Origin of the sequence: Streptococcus sp. HMSC056C01 (genome assembly GCF_001811305.1) — a bacterium.
GTDB lineage: Bacteria > Bacillota > Bacilli > Lactobacillales > Streptococcaceae > Streptococcus.
The window spans coordinates 1-16,570 of the sequence record NZ_KV804195.1 but is presented as its reverse complement, the minus strand read 5'-3'; the positions used below and the strand labels follow the sequence as shown (position 1 = coordinate 16,570).

The 16,570-nt window shown below is 40.2% G+C and carries 10 protein-coding genes; all 10 read left to right on the top strand.

From position 1 onward, the window contains the following. The first annotated feature begins 390 nt into the window (after positions 1-390). Positions 391-3,603, top strand: a complete 3,213-nt coding sequence (locus tag HMPREF2795_RS04145; protein WP_075228295.1) for an SIALI-17 repeat-containing surface protein — start codon at positions 391-393, stop codon at positions 3,601-3,603. Positions 3,604-3,897: 294 nt separating this feature from the next. Further along, a complete protein-coding gene (locus tag HMPREF2795_RS04140; protein WP_001135656.1) occupies positions 3,898-4,596 on the top strand; it encodes an N-acetylmannosamine-6-phosphate 2-epimerase in 699 nt (232 codons plus the stop codon). A gap of 117 nt (positions 4,597-4,713) precedes the next feature. Further along, positions 4,714-6,039: an ABC transporter substrate-binding protein gene (locus HMPREF2795_RS04135; protein WP_061863813.1), complete on the top strand. Its 1,326-nt coding sequence runs from the start codon at positions 4,714-4,716 to the stop codon at positions 6,037-6,039. Between the two features lie 233 nt (positions 6,040-6,272). After that, positions 6,273-7,139: a carbohydrate ABC transporter permease gene (locus HMPREF2795_RS04130; protein ID WP_033587514.1), complete on the top strand. Its 867-nt coding sequence runs from the start codon at positions 6,273-6,275 to the stop codon at positions 7,137-7,139. Positions 7,140-7,154: 15 nt separating this feature from the next. After that, positions 7,155-7,997, top strand: a complete 843-nt coding sequence (locus tag HMPREF2795_RS04125; RefSeq protein WP_001183246.1) for a carbohydrate ABC transporter permease — start codon at positions 7,155-7,157, stop codon at positions 7,995-7,997. A gap of 200 nt (positions 7,998-8,197) precedes the next feature. Then, positions 8,198-8,650, top strand: coding sequence for a NanQ anomerase/TabA/YiaL family protein (locus HMPREF2795_RS04120; protein WP_006150881.1), 453 nt, complete (start codon positions 8,198-8,200; stop codon positions 8,648-8,650). A 20-nt stretch (positions 8,651-8,670) separates the two neighbouring features. After that, complete coding sequence (locus tag HMPREF2795_RS04115; RefSeq protein WP_075228294.1) at positions 8,671-9,321, top strand: YesL family protein; 651 nt, start codon at positions 8,671-8,673, stop codon at positions 9,319-9,321. 164 nt (positions 9,322-9,485) lie between these two features. Next, positions 9,486-10,403, top strand: a complete 918-nt coding sequence (locus HMPREF2795_RS04110) for a dihydrodipicolinate synthase family protein (RefSeq protein WP_075228293.1) — start codon at positions 9,486-9,488, stop codon at positions 10,401-10,403. A 15-nt stretch (positions 10,404-10,418) separates the two neighbouring features. Continuing rightward, on the top strand, positions 10,419-11,303 hold the full coding sequence (locus HMPREF2795_RS04105) for an ROK family protein (protein WP_075228292.1): 885 nt from the start codon (positions 10,419-10,421) through the stop codon (positions 11,301-11,303). Between the two features lie 322 nt (positions 11,304-11,625). Then, the coding region (locus HMPREF2795_RS04100) for an alpha-L-fucosidase (protein ID WP_075228291.1) at positions 11,626-16,570 on the top strand (4,945 nt) is incomplete at its 3' end.

The window sequence follows — 16,570 nt, the reverse complement described above, 5'->3', positions numbered from 1 at the left end:
CTAGTTTGCTCTTTGATTTTCATTGAGTATAAGTTTGAGATAAAGTTCATTAAAAAAACGATTCAACCGAATGAAGCAATTTTCTGTTTGAAAAAATCCAAAGTACCCGAAAGTAGTTTCAAATGTCTGAGTTTATGTTTCAAAAATTGAAAGTGAAATCTGTTCTATATTCATCTATCTTAAAATAGGGAAATTTATTATATAATGAGAATAAGATGAAATTTGAAAGGAGTAGGAGACTCTAGTTAACGATGGGTCGTTAAGTGAGAGAAAATTTGAAAGAGCGAGTGTAACCATTCGTGAAAAAGTAATTTTTGTTAGTTAGTCAGATGGCTAAAAATTTTAAGCAAAAAAGAAAGCGCTTTATTTTTAAAAATGAAAGGAAGAAAGATGAAGCATAATCAGTTGGAGAGAAAACAACGATACGGAATTCGCAAATTTACAGTAGGAGCCGCTTCAGTAGTGATTGGAGCAGTTGTTTTTGGTGCATCGCCGGTATTAGCACAAGAAGCAACAACTACCAATAAGGAGACGACAGAACTAGGAGTAGAGAAGGAACAGGCAGAAAAAGCAGTAGATACTGAAAAGAGTGCGACAGAGTCTAATGGGGTAGATACAGTCACACATGCATCTACAGAAGCACATACTGGAACAGAGACAACTGCAACGGCAGCAACAACTGCAACAGCAGAAACGGCAGAAGCAACTAGAGAAACCGAAAAAGATCCAGCTGCGCTTCCACGTGATTACTATGCTAGAGAGTTGGAAAATGTCAATACTGTTCTTGAAAAGGAAGATGTAGAGACTAATGCTGCAAATAGCAATAGAATTGATCTGACAGAGCAATTGGAAAAACTGAAACAGCTTCAAAATGCGACCATTCATATGGAGTTCAAACCAGATGCTTCTGCACCAGCATTTTACAACCTTTTCTCAGTCTCAAGTGATAAGGTTCGAAATGAATATTTCACCATGGCTGTTTACAACAATGTTGCCTTGATTGAGGGGCGCGATCAAAACGGCGATCAATTTTATGATAGATACACAGACGCACCATTAACTGTCAAACCAGGTCAGTGGAACTCAGTAACCTTTACAGTTGAAAGACCAAGTGCAGATTCTCCAGATGGGCAAGTTCGTCTCTATGTAAACGGAGTTTTGTCACGAACAAGTAAGAAATCAGGACGCTTTATCAAAGATATGCCTGATGTGAATCATATGCAAATTGGTACCACAAATCGTGCAGGAAGTATGGTTTGGGGGGCAGGTTTACAAGTTCGTAATCTAACTGTTTACGATCGTGCCTTGAGTCCAGAAGAAGTTCAAAATCGTAGCTACCTATTTGAAAGATCCGAATTAGAGAAAAAGCTTCCAGAAGGAGCTGAGATAACAGATAAAAAGGATGTTTTTGAAGCTGGTAAAAATGGGCAGTCAAATCCAGATGGTATTAATAGTTATCGTATTCCAGCCCTTCTTAAGACTGACAAGGGAACTTTGATTGCTGGAGCTGATGAACGTCGTTTGCACCACTATGACTGGGGCGATATCGGTATGGTCGTCAAACGAAGTGAAGATCAGGGTCAAACATGGGGCGATCGTATCACCCTTACGAATCTACGCGACAATCCAAAAGCTACTGATCCATCTGTTGGTTCACCAGTAAATATCGATATGGTTTTAGCCCAAGATACTGAAACTAAACGCATCTTTTCAGTCTATGATATGTTCCCAGAAGGAAAAGGTATCTTTGGGATGTCAGCTGAAAAAGAGGAAGCTTATAAAGAAATTGATGGAAAAACCTACCAAATTCTCTACCGTGAAGGAGAAAATGGAGCCTATACCATTCGTGAAAATGGCCTTGTCTACACACCAGATGGTCAGGCAACGGATTACCGTGTTGTTGTAAATCCAGTCAAGCCGGCTTATAGTGATAAAGGTGATCTTTATCAGGGTGAGCAACTGCTAGGAAATATCTATTTTACAAGCAATAAAACTTCTCCATTTAGAATTGCTAAAGACAGCTACCTATGGATGTCTTACAGTGATGATGACGGTAAGACTTGGTCTGCGCCACAAGATATTACACCAATGGTCAAAGCTGATTGGATGAAATTCTTAGGTGTGGGACCTGGAGTAGGCATTACCCTCCAGAATGGACCTCATAAAGGTCGTATCGTCGTTCCTGTCTATACGACGAATAGAACAAACCATCTCAATGGTTCTCAATCATCTCGTATCATCTACTCAGATGACCATGGTAAGACTTGGCATATGGGTGGCGGTGTCAATGATAACCGTACACTTTATGATGGTACAGTAGTTGATTCAAGCAACATGAACAATTACTACGCTCAAAATACGGAATCTTCTGTTGTTCAGCTGAATAATGGTCAGTTGAAACTCTTTATGCGTGGTTTGACTGGTGATTTGCAAGTTGCGACAAGTAATGATGGTGGTATTACATGGGACAACTATGTAGCACGCTATGATGTACCAGATGTCTATGTTCAAATGGCAGCGACTCATACGGTTCAAGATGGTAAGGAGTATATCCTTCTAGCAAATGCCAATGGCCCAGGTCGTAAGAATGGTTACATTCGAGTGGCTCGCGTAGAAGAAGATGGCGAGTTGACTTGGCTGCATCATCATTTGATTCAAGAAGGGGAATATGCCTATAACTCACTTCAACAGATTGGACCAAAAGAATTTGGTCTCTTGTATGAACATCATGAAGCTGGTGGCAATCCTTATACTCTATCCTTCAAAAAATTCAACTGGGATTTCTTAACGAAGGAAAGAATTTCTCCTAAAGAAGCCAAAGTTAAAAATGTTATTGAAAAATGGCCAGGAATTCTTGCAGTAGAGTTTGATTCAGAAGTTTTGGTCAACAAAATCCCAACACTTCAGTTGGCAAATGGTAAAAAAGTAAACTTCATGACCCAGTACGATACGAAGACTTTGCTATTTACAATAGACAAGTCAGATCTTGGTCAGGAGATAACTGGACTTGCTTCTGGAGCTATCGAGAGTATGCACAATCTTCCAGTGAGTCTTGAAGGAGCAGGTATTCCTGGAGCTGCCAACGGTAGTGAAGCTGCTGTTCACGAAGTTCCAGAATTTACAGGTGGTGTGAATGGTGTAGAAGCTGCTGTTCATGAATTACCAGAATTCACAGGTGGTGTGAATGGTGTAGAAGCAGCTGTTCATGAAGTCCCAGAATTCACAGGCGGAGTAAGCGCTGATAGTCCTGTAACTCCTGAAAAACCAGGATTTGTGGGTGGAGTCAATGGTAGTGAAGCAGCTGTTCATGAAGTGCCAGCATTCACGGGCAGTGTGAAGAATAACGTCGCACCGACAGAAAACCCAGGATTTACAGCTGGCACCAAAGGTTCAGAAGGAGCAGGCCATAAAGATCCAGATTACAAAGGTCAGCAGTCTATTGTATCACAGGCTATGTCACAAGATAAGACCTATCAAGCACCTGCAGTTCGTCAAGATGTTCTTCCTAAGACAGGAAACGAAGATGCCTCTGCCCTTGCATCAGTAGGACTTGTGGGGATGCTCCTTGGTATGTTTGCTTTGGGGAAGAGAAAAGAAGATTAGTCAAATCGTTGAAAGTGAAAGTTTCCTTAGTGAAACTAGATCTTAGTTAGAAAGGGTCGTAACGGAAATTTGTTACGGCCTTTTTTCTTTCATGTTTGCGAGAAAAAAGGGCTGGTTTCAAGATTTAAGAGGTGTTGGGATAGATTTTAGGTCCCTGAAACTACTTTCAGAAGAAACTGTTGCATAAAATTGTTTTGAAACTCCAATCTATTCTAGCACAAGTTATTGAAAGCGCTTTAATAATAAGCTATAATAGTCACATAAACACAAAGGAAAAGAAAAGGAGGAAAGTAGATGCCACAAATTAGTAAAGAAGCCTTGATTGAACAAATCAAAGATGGAATCATCGTTTCTTGTCAGGCACTTCCTCATGAACCGCTCTACACAGAAGCGGGAGGAGTTATCCCCTTGTTGGTGAAAGCAGCTGAACAAGGTGGTGCAGTCGGTATCCGAGCAAACAGTGTTCGAGATATCAAGGAAATTAAAGAGGTCACTAAACTTCCGATTATCGGAATTATTAAACGTGATTATCCACCACAGGAACCATTCATCACAGCGACTATGAGAGAGGTAGATGAACTAGCAGCTCTTGACATCGAAGTCATTGCTCTTGACTGTACCAAACGTGAACGTCATGATGGCTTGGAGATCCAAGAATTTATCCGTCAGATCAAAGAAAAATATCCAAATCAACTCTTGATGGCTGACACAAGTACCTTTGAGGAAGGTCTAACAGCAGTTGAAGCGGGAATTGACTTTGTCGGAACAACCTTGTCAGGTTACACTTCTTACAGTCCAAAAGTGGATGGCCCAGACTTTGAACTCATCAAGAAACTCTGTGATGCAGGGGTGGACGTCATCGCTGAAGGAAAAATTCACACACCAGAACAAGCTAAGCAAATCCTAGGTTACGGAGTGCGAGGTATCGTAGTTGGTGGCGCTATTACTAGACCAAAAGAGATTACGGAACGATTTGTTGCGGGTCTTAAATAACACAATATAAAAAACGAGGAGAGTGGTTGATTAGTAGGAAAAAATGAAAACGTATACAAAGTTGACATTACTCATTATCCGATTCGGATACGCTTATCATCATTTAGGAGAATACAAATGAAATTTAAAAAACTAGCTTGTACAGTACTTGCGGGTGCTGCGGTTCTATCTCTTGCTGCTTGTGGCAAATCAGATGCAAACAAAGATGCGGCTAGCTCAGGTAGTGACAGTGGAAAAACTGAAATCACTTGGTGGGCATTCCCAGTCTTTACTCAAGAAAAAACTGGCGATGGTGTAGGAACTTATGAAAAATCTATCATCGAAGCTTTTGAAAAAGCAAATCCAGATGTTAAAGTTAAACTAGAAACAATCGACTTCAAATCTGGACCTGAAAAGATCACTACAGCAATCGAAGCTGGAACTGCGCCAGACGTACTCTTTGACGCACCAGGACGTATCATCCAATACGGTAAAAATGGTAAATTGGCTGAGTTGAATGACCTCTTTACAGATGAATTTGTGAAAGATGTTAACAACGAAAATATCATCCAAGCAAGTAAAGCTGGTGATAAAGCTTACATGTATCCAATCAGTTCTGCACCATTCTACATGGCGATGAACAAGAAAATGTTGGAAGATGCAGGAGTTGCAAACCTTGTAAAAGAAGGTTGGACAACTGATGACTTTGAAAAAGTTTTGAAAGCGCTTAAAGATAAAGGATATACACCAGGTTCATTGTTCAGTTCAGGTCAAGGGGGAGACCAAGGAACACGTGCCTTCATCGCTAACCTTTATGGCGGTTCTGTAACTGACAAAGATGTAACTAAGTATACAACTGACGATCCTAAATTCGTTAAAGGTCTTGAAAAAGCATCAAGCTGGATCAAAGATGGTTTGTTGAACAACGGTTCACAATTTGACGGTGGAGCAGACATCCAAAACTTTGCAAATGGTCAAACTTCTTACACAATCCTTTGGGCACCAGCTCAAAATGGTATCCAAGCTAAACTTTTGGAATCAAGTAAAGTAGAAGTGGTAGAAGTACCATTCCCATCTGATTCAGGCAAGCCAGCTCTTGAATACCTTGTAAACGGATTTGCAGTATTTAACAACAAAGACGAAAAGAAAGTCGCAGCAGCTAAGAAATTCATCCAATTCATCGCAGATGACAAAGAATGGGGTCCTAAAGACGTAGTTCGTACAGGCGCATTCCCAGTTCGTACTTCATTTGGAAAACTTTATGATGACAAACGTATGGAAACAATCGGTAGCTGGACCCAATACTACTCACCATACTACAACACAATCGACGGCTTTGCTGAAATGAGAACACTTTGGTTCCCAATGTTGCAAGCTGTATCAAATGGTGACGAACAACCTGCTGCAGCATTGAAAGCATTCACTGAAAAAGCGAATGAAACAATCAAAAAAGCAGCTAAATAATAAGCCCTAAATAAAAACTGAGTTCCCCCCTTTTCCCTGAGCATATCTGTGTATGAAAAGGGGGACTTTTGTTTGAAATAGAAGCAACTGACAGGTCAAAATTAAAATGAAGTTTTTACATTGACGAATCTTAGAAAAATTTCATTTTGATTTTAGATCAGGGTCAGATAACAGTCAAAAAAACAAAACTATGTGAAAGTGAGGTGCCGACTGTGAAAATCAATAAAATTCGCATGCGGGAAACTATTATTTCCTACGCATTCCTAGCACCAGTATTAATCTTCTTTACCGTCTTCGTTTTAGCTCCAATGATCATGGGCTTCATCACAAGTTTCTTTAACTACTCGATGACAAGCTTTGAGTTTGTTGGCTTAGACAACTACATTCGTATGTTTAAAGACCCTGTCTTTACAAAATCTTTGATTAATACCGTAATCTTGGTTATCGGGTCTGTACCAGTCGTTGTACTCTTCTCGCTCTTTGTAGCATCACAAACTTACCAACAAAATGCCGTTGCTAGATCTTTCTATCGTTTCGTATTCTTCCTTCCTGTAGTAACAGGTAGTGTTGCCGTAACAGTAGTATGGAAATGGATCTACGATCCACTATCAGGTATTTTGAACTTCGTGCTTAAGTCAAGCCATATCATCAGCCAAAACATTTCTTGGTTGGGAGATAAAAACTGGGCTTTGATGGCGATTATGATTATCCTTTTGACAACATCAGTTGGTCAACCAATCATTCTCTACATCGCTGCAATGGGTAATATTGATAACTCACTTGTGGAAGCAGCGCGTGTTGACGGAGCGACTGAATTTCAAGTGTTCTGGAAGATTAAATGGCCAAGCCTTCTTCCAACAACACTTTATATCGCAATCATCACAACCATCAACTCATTCCAATGTTTCGCCTTGATTCAATTGTTGACATCTGGTGGTCCAAACTACTCAACAAGTACACTTATGTACTACCTCTACGAAAAAGCCTTCCAATTGACTGAATATGGCTATGCTAATACTATTGGTGTATTCTTGGCAGTTATGATTGCCCTTGTCAGCTTCGCTCAATTCAAGATCCTCGGAAACGATGTAGAATACTAAGGAAAGGAGACAGCTATGCAACCTACACAACAAAAGAAACCATTAACAGCCTTTACTGTTATTTCAACAATCATTTTGCTCTTGTTGACTGTACTGTTTATCTTCCCATTCTACTGGATCTTGACAGGTGCATTCAAATCACAACCAGATACCATTATGATTCCACCACAATGGTTCCCTAAAGCTCCAACCATGGAGAACTTCCAACAATTGATGGTGCAAAACCCAGCCTTGCAATGGATGTGGAACTCAGTCTTCATTTCTTTAGTAACGATGTTCTTGGTTTGTGCAACCTCTTCACTAGCAGGTTATGTATTGGCTAAGAAACGTTTCTATGGTCAACGCATTCTCTTTGCAATCTTTATCGCTGCCATGGCTCTTCCAAAACAAGTTGTCCTTGTACCATTGGTACGTATCGTCAACTTCATGGGAATCCATGACACTCTTTGGGCAGTTATCTTACCTTTGATCGGATGGCCATTCGGGGTCTTCCTTATGAAACAGTTCAGTGAAAACATTCCTACAGAATTGCTCGAATCTGCTAAAATCGATGGATGTGGCGAAATTCGTACCTTCTGGAGCGTAGCCTTCCCTATCGTGAAGCCAGGATTTGCAGCTCTTGCAATCTTCACCTTCATCAATACTTGGAATGACTACTTCATGCAATTGGTAATGTTGACTTCACGTCAAAACTTGACCATCTCACTCGGGGTTGCGACTATGCAGGCCGAGATGGCAACTAACTACGGTTTGATCATGGCAGGGGCTGCCCTTGCAGCTGTGCCAATCGTAACAGTCTTCCTTGTCTTCCAAAAATCCTTCACTCAAGGGATTACTATGGGAGCTGTCAAAGGATAGTACTCTGCGAAAATTGAAAATAGTACAAATTGTTTATCAGTATGCAGCAGTATAGTTGATAGACTAAGAGAATACAGGATATATAAGTGTCTACAAAATGGAGAGGAGTTGCTTACTTCATGAAGTTTTGTTAGACACTTATAAACTTACTGGCCAGACATCTTATGTCTGAAGGTAACAATCAGGTAAAGGAAATTACTATGATTTTTGATGATTTAAAAAACATTAGCTTTTACAAGGGAATTCACCCAAATCTGGACAAGGCTATTGATTATCTCTATGAGCATCGTAAAGATAACTTTGAATTAGGGAAATACGAGATTGATGGGGATAAAGTTTTCCTAGTTGTACAAGAAAATGTTCTCAATAAAGAAGAAAATGATCGCTTTGAGCATCATAAAAACTATGCAGATTTGCATTTGTTAGTTGAAGGACATGAGTATTCTAGTTACGGTTCTCGTGTAAAAGACGAGGCTGTAGCCTTTGACGAAGCTAGCGATATCGGCTTTGTTCATTGTCATGAACAATACCCACTTTTATTGGGTTATCACAATTTTGCAGTCTTTTTCCCAGGTGAACCTCATCAGCCTAATGGCTATGCAGGTATGGAAGATAAAGTTCGCAAATACTTATTTAAAATTTTAATCGATTAGTCAGTTAGGAGGAGCAAACAATGGCACATAAAGGATCTGGATTAATAAAAGCGGCATTCGATACGGATAACTTTCTTATGCGATTTTGTGAGAAGGTTTTAGATATCGTGACGGTTAACCTACTCTTTGTTGTGTCTTGTTTGCCTATTGTGACGATTGGAATAGCAAAGATCAGTCTCTATCAGACAATCTTCGAAGTTAAGAGTAGTCGACGTGTTCCTGTTTTTAAAACGTATATGAGAGCCTTTAAGCAAAATTTGAAATTAGGTCTCCAGTTAGGTTTGTTGGAACTAGGAATTTTTCTGATTAGCGTGGTTGACTTATCTCTATTCTGGGGGCAAACCAGTCTAGGCTTCCAGTTCATTAAAGCCATTTGCTTGGGAATTTTGATATTTTTAACTCTAGTTATGTTGGCTAGCTATCCAATTGCAGCACGCTATGACTTAACTTGGAAAGAAGTGCTCCAAAAGGGCTTGCTCTTGGTAAGCTTTAACTTCGTGTGGTTCTTCTTGATGCTTGCGATTATTTTATTAATCATGATGATTCTCTATCTATCAGGCTTTACTCTAGTGCTCGGTGGATCAGCATTTCTACTCTTTGGCTTTGGTCTTCTTGCCTTTTGCCAGGCTGGATTAATGGAAAAATTGTTTGCTAAATATCAAGCAGATTGAAAATGATATGAAACTACTTTCAAGCATGAAAAGCTACGAGAGATGAATAGAAATTAAAATCTAAGTGGCTGAGATGTATTGAAAGCGCTTTTCACAAGGTGTATACTAAAATAGTAAAAAATCATCTGCCCAGAGCAGAAAATAAGAAATCTTAGGAGAAATCTATGTCAGATTTAAAAAAATATGAAGGTGTTATTCCTGCCTTCTACGCATGTTATGATGATGCGGGCGAAGTAAGCTCAGAACGTACTCGTGCTTTGGTGCAATACTTTATTGATAAAGGTGTTCAAGGACTTTATGTCAACGGTTCTTCAGGTGAATGTATCTACCAAAGTGTAGAAGACCGTAAATTGATCTTGGAAGAAGTCATGGCAGTTGCTAAAGGTAAATTGACAATCATTGCTCACGTGGCTTGCAACAATACTAAAGACAGTATCGAACTTGCTCGTCATGCAGAAAGCTTGGGTGTTGATGCTATCGCAACAATCCCACCAATTTACTTCCGTTTGCCTGAATACTCAGTAGCCAAATACTGGAACGACATCAGTGCAGCAGCACCAAACACAGACTATGTTATCTATAACATTCCTCAATTGGCAGGTGTTGCTTTGACTCCAAGTCTTTACACAGAAATGTTGAAGAACCCACGTGTTATCGGTGTTAAAAACTCTTCAATGCCAGTTCAAGATATCCAAACTTTTGTTAGTCTTGGTGGTGATGATCATATCGTCTTTAACGGTCCAGATGAACAATTCCTAGGTGGACGTCTCATGGGTGCAAAAGCTGGTATCGGTGGTACTTATGGTGCTATGCCAGAACTCTTCTTGAAACTCAACCAATTGATTGCAGACAAAGACCTAGAAACAGCGCGTGAATTGCAATATGCTATCAACGCTATCATTGGTAAATTGACTGCTGCGCATGGAAACATGTATGGCGTTATCAAAGAAGTCTTGAAAATCAATGAAGGACTTAATATCGGATCAGTTCGTTCTCCACTTACACCAGTGACCGAAGAAGATCGTTCAGTTGTAGAAGCAGCTGCTCAATTGATTCGTGAAACTAAGGAGCGTTTCCTCTAATCAATAGGAGGCTTTATGACTAATTACGTTGCAATTGATATTGGTGGAACTAATATCAAATATGGTTTGATTGACCAAGATGGACAACTTGTTGAGTCTCACGAAGTAGCGACTGAGGCTCATAAGGGCGGTCCACATATCTTACAGAAAACAAAAGATATCGTAGCTAGCTATCTAGAAAAAGGACCGGTGGCAGGTGTGGCTATTTCCTCAGCGGGAATGGTTGATCCTGATAAGGGTGAGATTTTCTATGCTGGTCCACAGATCCCAAACTATGCAGGGACTCAATTTAAAAAAGAAATTGAAGAAAGTTTCCAAGTTCCTTGTGAAATTGAAAATGATGTCAACTGTGCAGGGCTAGCAGAAGCTGTTTCTGGATCTGGAAAAGGTGCAGGAATAACGCTATGTTTGACCATCGGAACGGGCATTGGCGGTTGCTTAATCATTGACGGCCAGATTTTCCATGGATTTAGTAATTCTGCCTGTGAAGTTGGCTATATGCATATGCAAGATGGGGCTTTCCAAGATTTAGCTTCTACAACTGCCTTGGTTGAGTATGTAGCTAAGGCTCATGATGAAGAAGTAGCCCATTGGAATGGTCGTAGAATTTTCAAAGAAGCTACAGAAGGCAATAAACTCTGTATGGAGGGAATTGACCGTATGGTAGACTATCTTGGGAAAGGTCTTGCTAACATCTGTTATGTTGCCAATCCAGAGGTTGTTATACTAGGTGGTGGTATTATGGGGCAGGAAGCGATTTTGAAACCGAAAATTCGTACAGCTCTGAAAGATGCGCTTGTTCCAAGTTTAGCGGAAAAAACAAGATTAGAGTTTGCGCGTCATCAAAATACTGCGGGTATGCTTGGAGCTTACTATCACTTCAAAACAAAACAATCCTAAGTTGGCCTTGCCAATTTAGGATTTTTTAGTCATAAACAGTAAAATGATCATTTAGTAAAAATCTAGTTAAAACTTTGAAAACCCTTGCATTTTTTAATATAACATAGTATATTTATAATAATGCGAAAACTCTAGAAAAATTCTTGCTAATGGAAGCATTATTTTATTTTTTGAAAATGTAAGCGATTTCTATAGCCTTATATTTACTCAAAATAAATAGCTCAGGGAAAGAATTTTAAGCTAGGAGATCAAACCAAAATTGTCGCCAGATAACACTGGGCTCGGGCAGTAGCTGACTGCTCTAGAAGATTAGGAGTATTTGATGAAACAATATTTTTTAGAAAAAGGTCGAATATTTAGTATTCGTAAACTGACTGTTGGTGTTGCTTCTGTAGCAGTCGGTCTTGCTTTTTTTGCAACTGGGAATGTTGCGGCTAGTGAACTTGTGACGGAACCAAAACTTGAAGTAGATAGTCAAGCAAAAGAAGTAGCAGATGTAGATCATGAAAAAGAAGAAGCAGTTAAAGAAGAAGTAACTGAAAAAACAGAACCTGCTATTGAGAAGGTGGCAGAGGAAGGAAAGACTGCTGAAGTGGCTGGTGATTTACTCCCTGAAGAAATCCCTGATCGTGCTTATCCTGATACACCAGTGAAAAAAGTGGATACTGCAGCTATTGTATCAGAAAAAGATAGCCCACAAGTAGAGACTAAGAGCATTTTGAAACCTACAGAAGCAGCTCCATCTGAAGGCGAAAAAGAAAATAGAGCTATTATCAATGGCGGACAAGACCTTAAGCATATCAATTATGAAGGTCAACCAGCTACATCTGCTACTATGGTTTATTCAATCTTTAGCTCACCTCTGGCAAATGGCGGTAGTCAGCGATACCTTAACTCAGGTTCAGGTATCTTTGTTGCTCCAAATGTCATCTTGACAGTGGCCCACAACTTCTTGGTCAAGGATGCGGATACTAATGCGGGTTCTATCCGTGGTGGTGATACGGCTAAGTTCTATTACAATGTAGGTTCAAATACTGCTAAGAATAATTCTTTGCCAAGCTCAGGAAATACTGTTTTGTTCAAGGAAAAAGATATTCATTTCTGGAATAAAGAAAAATTCGGTGAAGGCTATAAGAATGACCTAGCCTTGGTTGTAGCCCCAGTTCCACTTTCAATTGCAAGTCCAAATAAGGCAGCTACCTTTACTCCTTTAGCAGAACATCGAGAATACAAAGCTGGAGAACCTGTTAGCACCATCGGTTACCCTACAGATTCAACGTCTCCAGAATTGAAGGAACCAATTGTTCCAGGTCAATTGTATAAGGCGGACGGTGTTGTTAAAGGTACTGAAAAGTATGATGATAAGGGAACAGTGGGTGTTACCTATCGTTTGACTTCTGTATCAGGTCTTTCAGGTGGTGGGATTATCAACGGTGATGGTAAGGTCATTGGGATCCACCAACGTGGAACTGTCGATAATGCAAACATTGCTGAAAAAGATCGCTTTGGAGGAGGGCTTGTCCTCTCACCAGAACAATTGGCATGGGTCAAAGAAATCATTGACAAGTACGGTGTCAAAGGTTGGTATCAAGGCGATAACGGCAATCGTTATTACTTCACTCCAGAGGGAGAAATGCTTCGAAATAAGACAGCTGTTATCGGTGAAAACAAATATTCCTTCGATGAAAGTGGTGTAGCGACTCTTCTTGAAGGTGTTGATTATGGACGAGTTGTTGTCGAACACCTAGACCAAAATGATAATCCAGTCAAAGAAAACGATACTTTTGTTGAAAAGACAGAAGTTGGAACTCAGTTCGACTATAACTATAAAACAGAAATTGAAAAGACTGACTTCTTCAAGAAGAATAAAGAAAAATATGAGATTGTATCGATTGACGGCAAAACTGTCAACAAGCAACTAAAAGATGCTTGGGAAGATGATTATAGCGTTGTGAGCAAGGCTCCTGCAGGAACTCGCGTTATCAAGGTTGTTTATAAGGTCAATAAAGGTTCCTTTGACGTTCATTATCGTTTGAAAGGTACCGACCAAGAATTGGCAACTGCAACTGTGGACAATAATGAAGGTAAAGAATATGAAGTTTCCTTTGTTCACAGATTCCAAGCCAAAGAAATTGCAGGCTACCGTGCAGTCAATGCAAGCCAAGAAGCAACAATCCAACATAAAGGAGTGAATCAAGTTATTTTTGAATACGAAAAAATTGAAGATCCAAAACCAGTAACTCCTGCAACTCCAGTAGTGGATCCAAAAGACGAAGAAACAGAAATTGGAAACTATGGACCACTACCAAGCAAGGCTCAATTGGACTACCACAAAGAAGAATTGGCTGCTTTCATCCACTATGGTATGAACACTTACACCAACTCTGAGTGGGGAAATGGTAGAGAAAATCCTCAAAACTTTAACCCGACAAACCTTGATACAGACCAGTGGATTAAGACTTTGAAGGATGCTGGGTTCAAACGAACAATCATGGTTGTCAAACACCACGACGGTTTTGTGATTTATCCATCTAAATACACAGACCATACGGTAGCTGCAAGTCCATGGAAAGACGGTAAGGGAGACCTTCTCGAAGAAATCTCTAAATCAGCAACGAAATATGACATGAATATGGGTGTTTACCTATCACCATGGGATGCCAATAATCCTAAATATCATGTTTCAACTGAAAAAGAGTACAACGAATACTACCTCAACCAGCTCAAGGAAATCCTTGGCAATCCTAAATACGGAAATAATGGTAAATTCATCGAAGTTTGGATGGACGGTGCGCGTGGTAGCGGAGCTCAAAAAGTAACCTACACCTTTGACGAGTGGTTCAAGTACATCAAGGAAGCTGAAGGAGATATCGCTATCTTCTCTGCTCAACCAACAAGTGTCCGTTGGATTGGTAATGAACGTGGTATCGCTGGAGATCCAGTTTGGCATAAGGTTAAGAAAGCTAAAATTACTGACGATGTGAAGAATGAATATCTCAACCATGGAGACCCAGAAGGAGATATGTACTCTGTCGGTGAAGCAGACGTTTCTATTCGTTCAGGTTGGTTTTACCATGACAATCAACAACCAAAATCAATCAAAGATTTGATGGATATCTACTTCAAGTCTGTTGGTCGTGGAACGCCACTTCTACTCAACATTCCACCAAATAAAGAAGGTAAATTCGCAGACGCAGACGTCGCTCGCTTGAAAGAATTCCGAGCAACCTTGGATCAAATGTATGCGACTGACTTCGCCAAGGGAGCAACTGTAACGGCAAGCTCTACCCGTAAGAATCACTTGTATCAAGCAAGTAACCTAACCGATGGTAAGGATGATACTAGTTGGGCATTGTCAAATGATGCGAAGACAGGTGAATTTACTGTCGATCTCGGTCAAAAGAGACGCTTTGACGTAGTCGAACTCAAAGAAGATATTGCTAAAGGTCAACGTATCTCTGGATTTAAGGTTGAAGTTGAGCTCAATGGTCGCTGGGTTCCATATGGAGAAGGTTCGACTGTTGGTTATCGTCGTCTTGTCCAAGGTCAACCTGTAGAAGCACAAAAGATTCGTGTGACTATCACGAATTCACAAGCAACTCCTATTTTGACAAACTTCTCTGTTTATAAGACACCAAGTAGTATCGAAAAAACAGATGGCTATCCTCTAGGTTTGGATTACCATTCAAATACAACAGCTGACAAAGCAAATACAACCTGGTATGACGAATCTGAAGGCGTTCGTGGAACATCCATGTGGACCAATCAAAAAGATGCTAGCGTAACTTACCGTTTCAATGGAACTAAGGCTTATGTCGTATCTACAGTGGATCCAAATCACGGTGAAATGTCAGTTTATGTGGATGGTCAAAAGGTTGCAGACGTACAAACGAATAATGCAGCTCGTAAACGTAGCCAGATGGTTTATGAAACAGATGACTTGGCTCCAGGTGAACATACCATCAAACTCGTTAACAAAACTGGAAAAGCTATTGCAACTGAAGGTATCTACACGCTCAATAATGCTGGTAAAGGTATGTTTGAGTTGAAAGAAACAAGCTATGAAGTTCAAAAAGGCCAACCAGTTACTGTAACCATTAAACGTGTTGGTGGTAGCAAAGGAGCTGCAACAGTTCATGTCGTGACTGAACCAGGAACAGGGGTTCATGGTAAAGTTTATAAGGATACAACAGCTGATTTGACCTTCCAAGAAGGTGAAACAGAAAAAACGTTGACCATTCCGACAATTGACTTTACGGAGCAAGCTGACTCTATCTTTGACTTCAAAGTGAAAATGACGAGTGCTTCAGACGAAGCTTTGCTTGGATTTGCTTCAGAAGCAACGATTCGAGTGATGAAAGCTGAATTGCTTCAAAAAGATCAAGTCAGTCATGATGATCAGGCCAGTCAACTTGACTATAGTCCAGGTTGGCACCATGAAACGAATTCATCAGGTAAATACCAAAACACTGAGTCTTGGGCGTCATTTGGTCGTTTAACGGAAGAGCAGAAGAAAAATGCTAGCGTAACAGCCTACTTCTACGGTACAGGTCTCGAAATTAAAGGTTTTGTAGACCCAGGTCATGGTATCTACAAGGTGACGTTAGACGGTAGAAGAGTCGAGTATCAAGATGGCCTAGGTAATGCGTCTGAATACAACGGTAAGAAGTACTTCAGTGGTACAGCTGCCACACGTCAAGGTGATCAGACTCTCGTTCGTCTAACAGGACTTGAAGAAGGTTGGCATGCTGTAACCTTGCAATTGGATCCAAAACGTAATGATACTACGAAAAATATTGGTATCCAAGTTGACCAGTTTATCACGCATGGAGAAGATAGTGCTCTTTATACCAAAGAAGAGTTGCTTCAAGCTATGAAGAACTGGAAGGATGAATTGGATAAATTTGACCAAACAAGCTTGAAGAACACTCCAGAGGCACGTCAAGCCTTTAAGTCAAACTTGGACAAATTATCAGAGCAACTTTCAGCAAGTGATGCTAAACCACAAGAAGTTCTCAAAACAGCTACAGTCTTGCAAACGATCCTTGATAAGGAAGAAAACTACGGTGTCGAAGAAACACCAGCTCAACCAGAAGAGCCTAACTATGATAAGGCTATGGCAAGTCTAGCAGAGGCTATTCAAAACAAGACCAAAGAACTAGGTGATGATAAGGAAGCTAAGAAGAAACTAGTTGAGTTATCAGAGCAAGCTCTTACTGCTATTGAGGCAGCTAAGACTCAGGATGCGGTAGACAAAGCCTTGCAAG

What these genes read in the sequence shown, in the direction of transcription:
- HMPREF2795_RS04110 (WP_075228293.1), top strand. Translation starts at nt 9,486, where the DNA reads ATGTCAGATTTAAAAAAATATGAAGGTGTTATTCCTGCCTTCTACGCA.
- HMPREF2795_RS04115 (WP_075228294.1), top strand. Translation starts at nt 8,671, where the DNA reads ATGGCACATAAAGGATCTGGATTAATAAAAGCGGCATTCGATACGGAT.
- HMPREF2795_RS04120 (WP_006150881.1), top strand. Translation starts at nt 8,198, where the DNA reads ATGATTTTTGATGATTTAAAAAACATTAGCTTTTACAAGGGAATTCAC.
- HMPREF2795_RS04135 (WP_061863813.1), top strand. Translation starts at nt 4,714, where the DNA reads ATGAAATTTAAAAAACTAGCTTGTACAGTACTTGCGGGTGCTGCGGTT.
- HMPREF2795_RS04125 (WP_001183246.1), top strand. Translation starts at nt 7,155, where the DNA reads ATGCAACCTACACAACAAAAGAAACCATTAACAGCCTTTACTGTTATT.
- HMPREF2795_RS04145 (WP_075228295.1), top strand. Translation starts at nt 391, where the DNA reads ATGAAGCATAATCAGTTGGAGAGAAAACAACGATACGGAATTCGCAAA.
- HMPREF2795_RS04140 (WP_001135656.1), top strand. Translation starts at nt 3,898, where the DNA reads ATGCCACAAATTAGTAAAGAAGCCTTGATTGAACAAATCAAAGATGGA.
- HMPREF2795_RS04105 (WP_075228292.1), top strand. Translation starts at nt 10,419, where the DNA reads ATGACTAATTACGTTGCAATTGATATTGGTGGAACTAATATCAAATAT.
- HMPREF2795_RS04130 (WP_033587514.1), top strand. Translation starts at nt 6,273, where the DNA reads ATGCGGGAAACTATTATTTCCTACGCATTCCTAGCACCAGTATTAATC.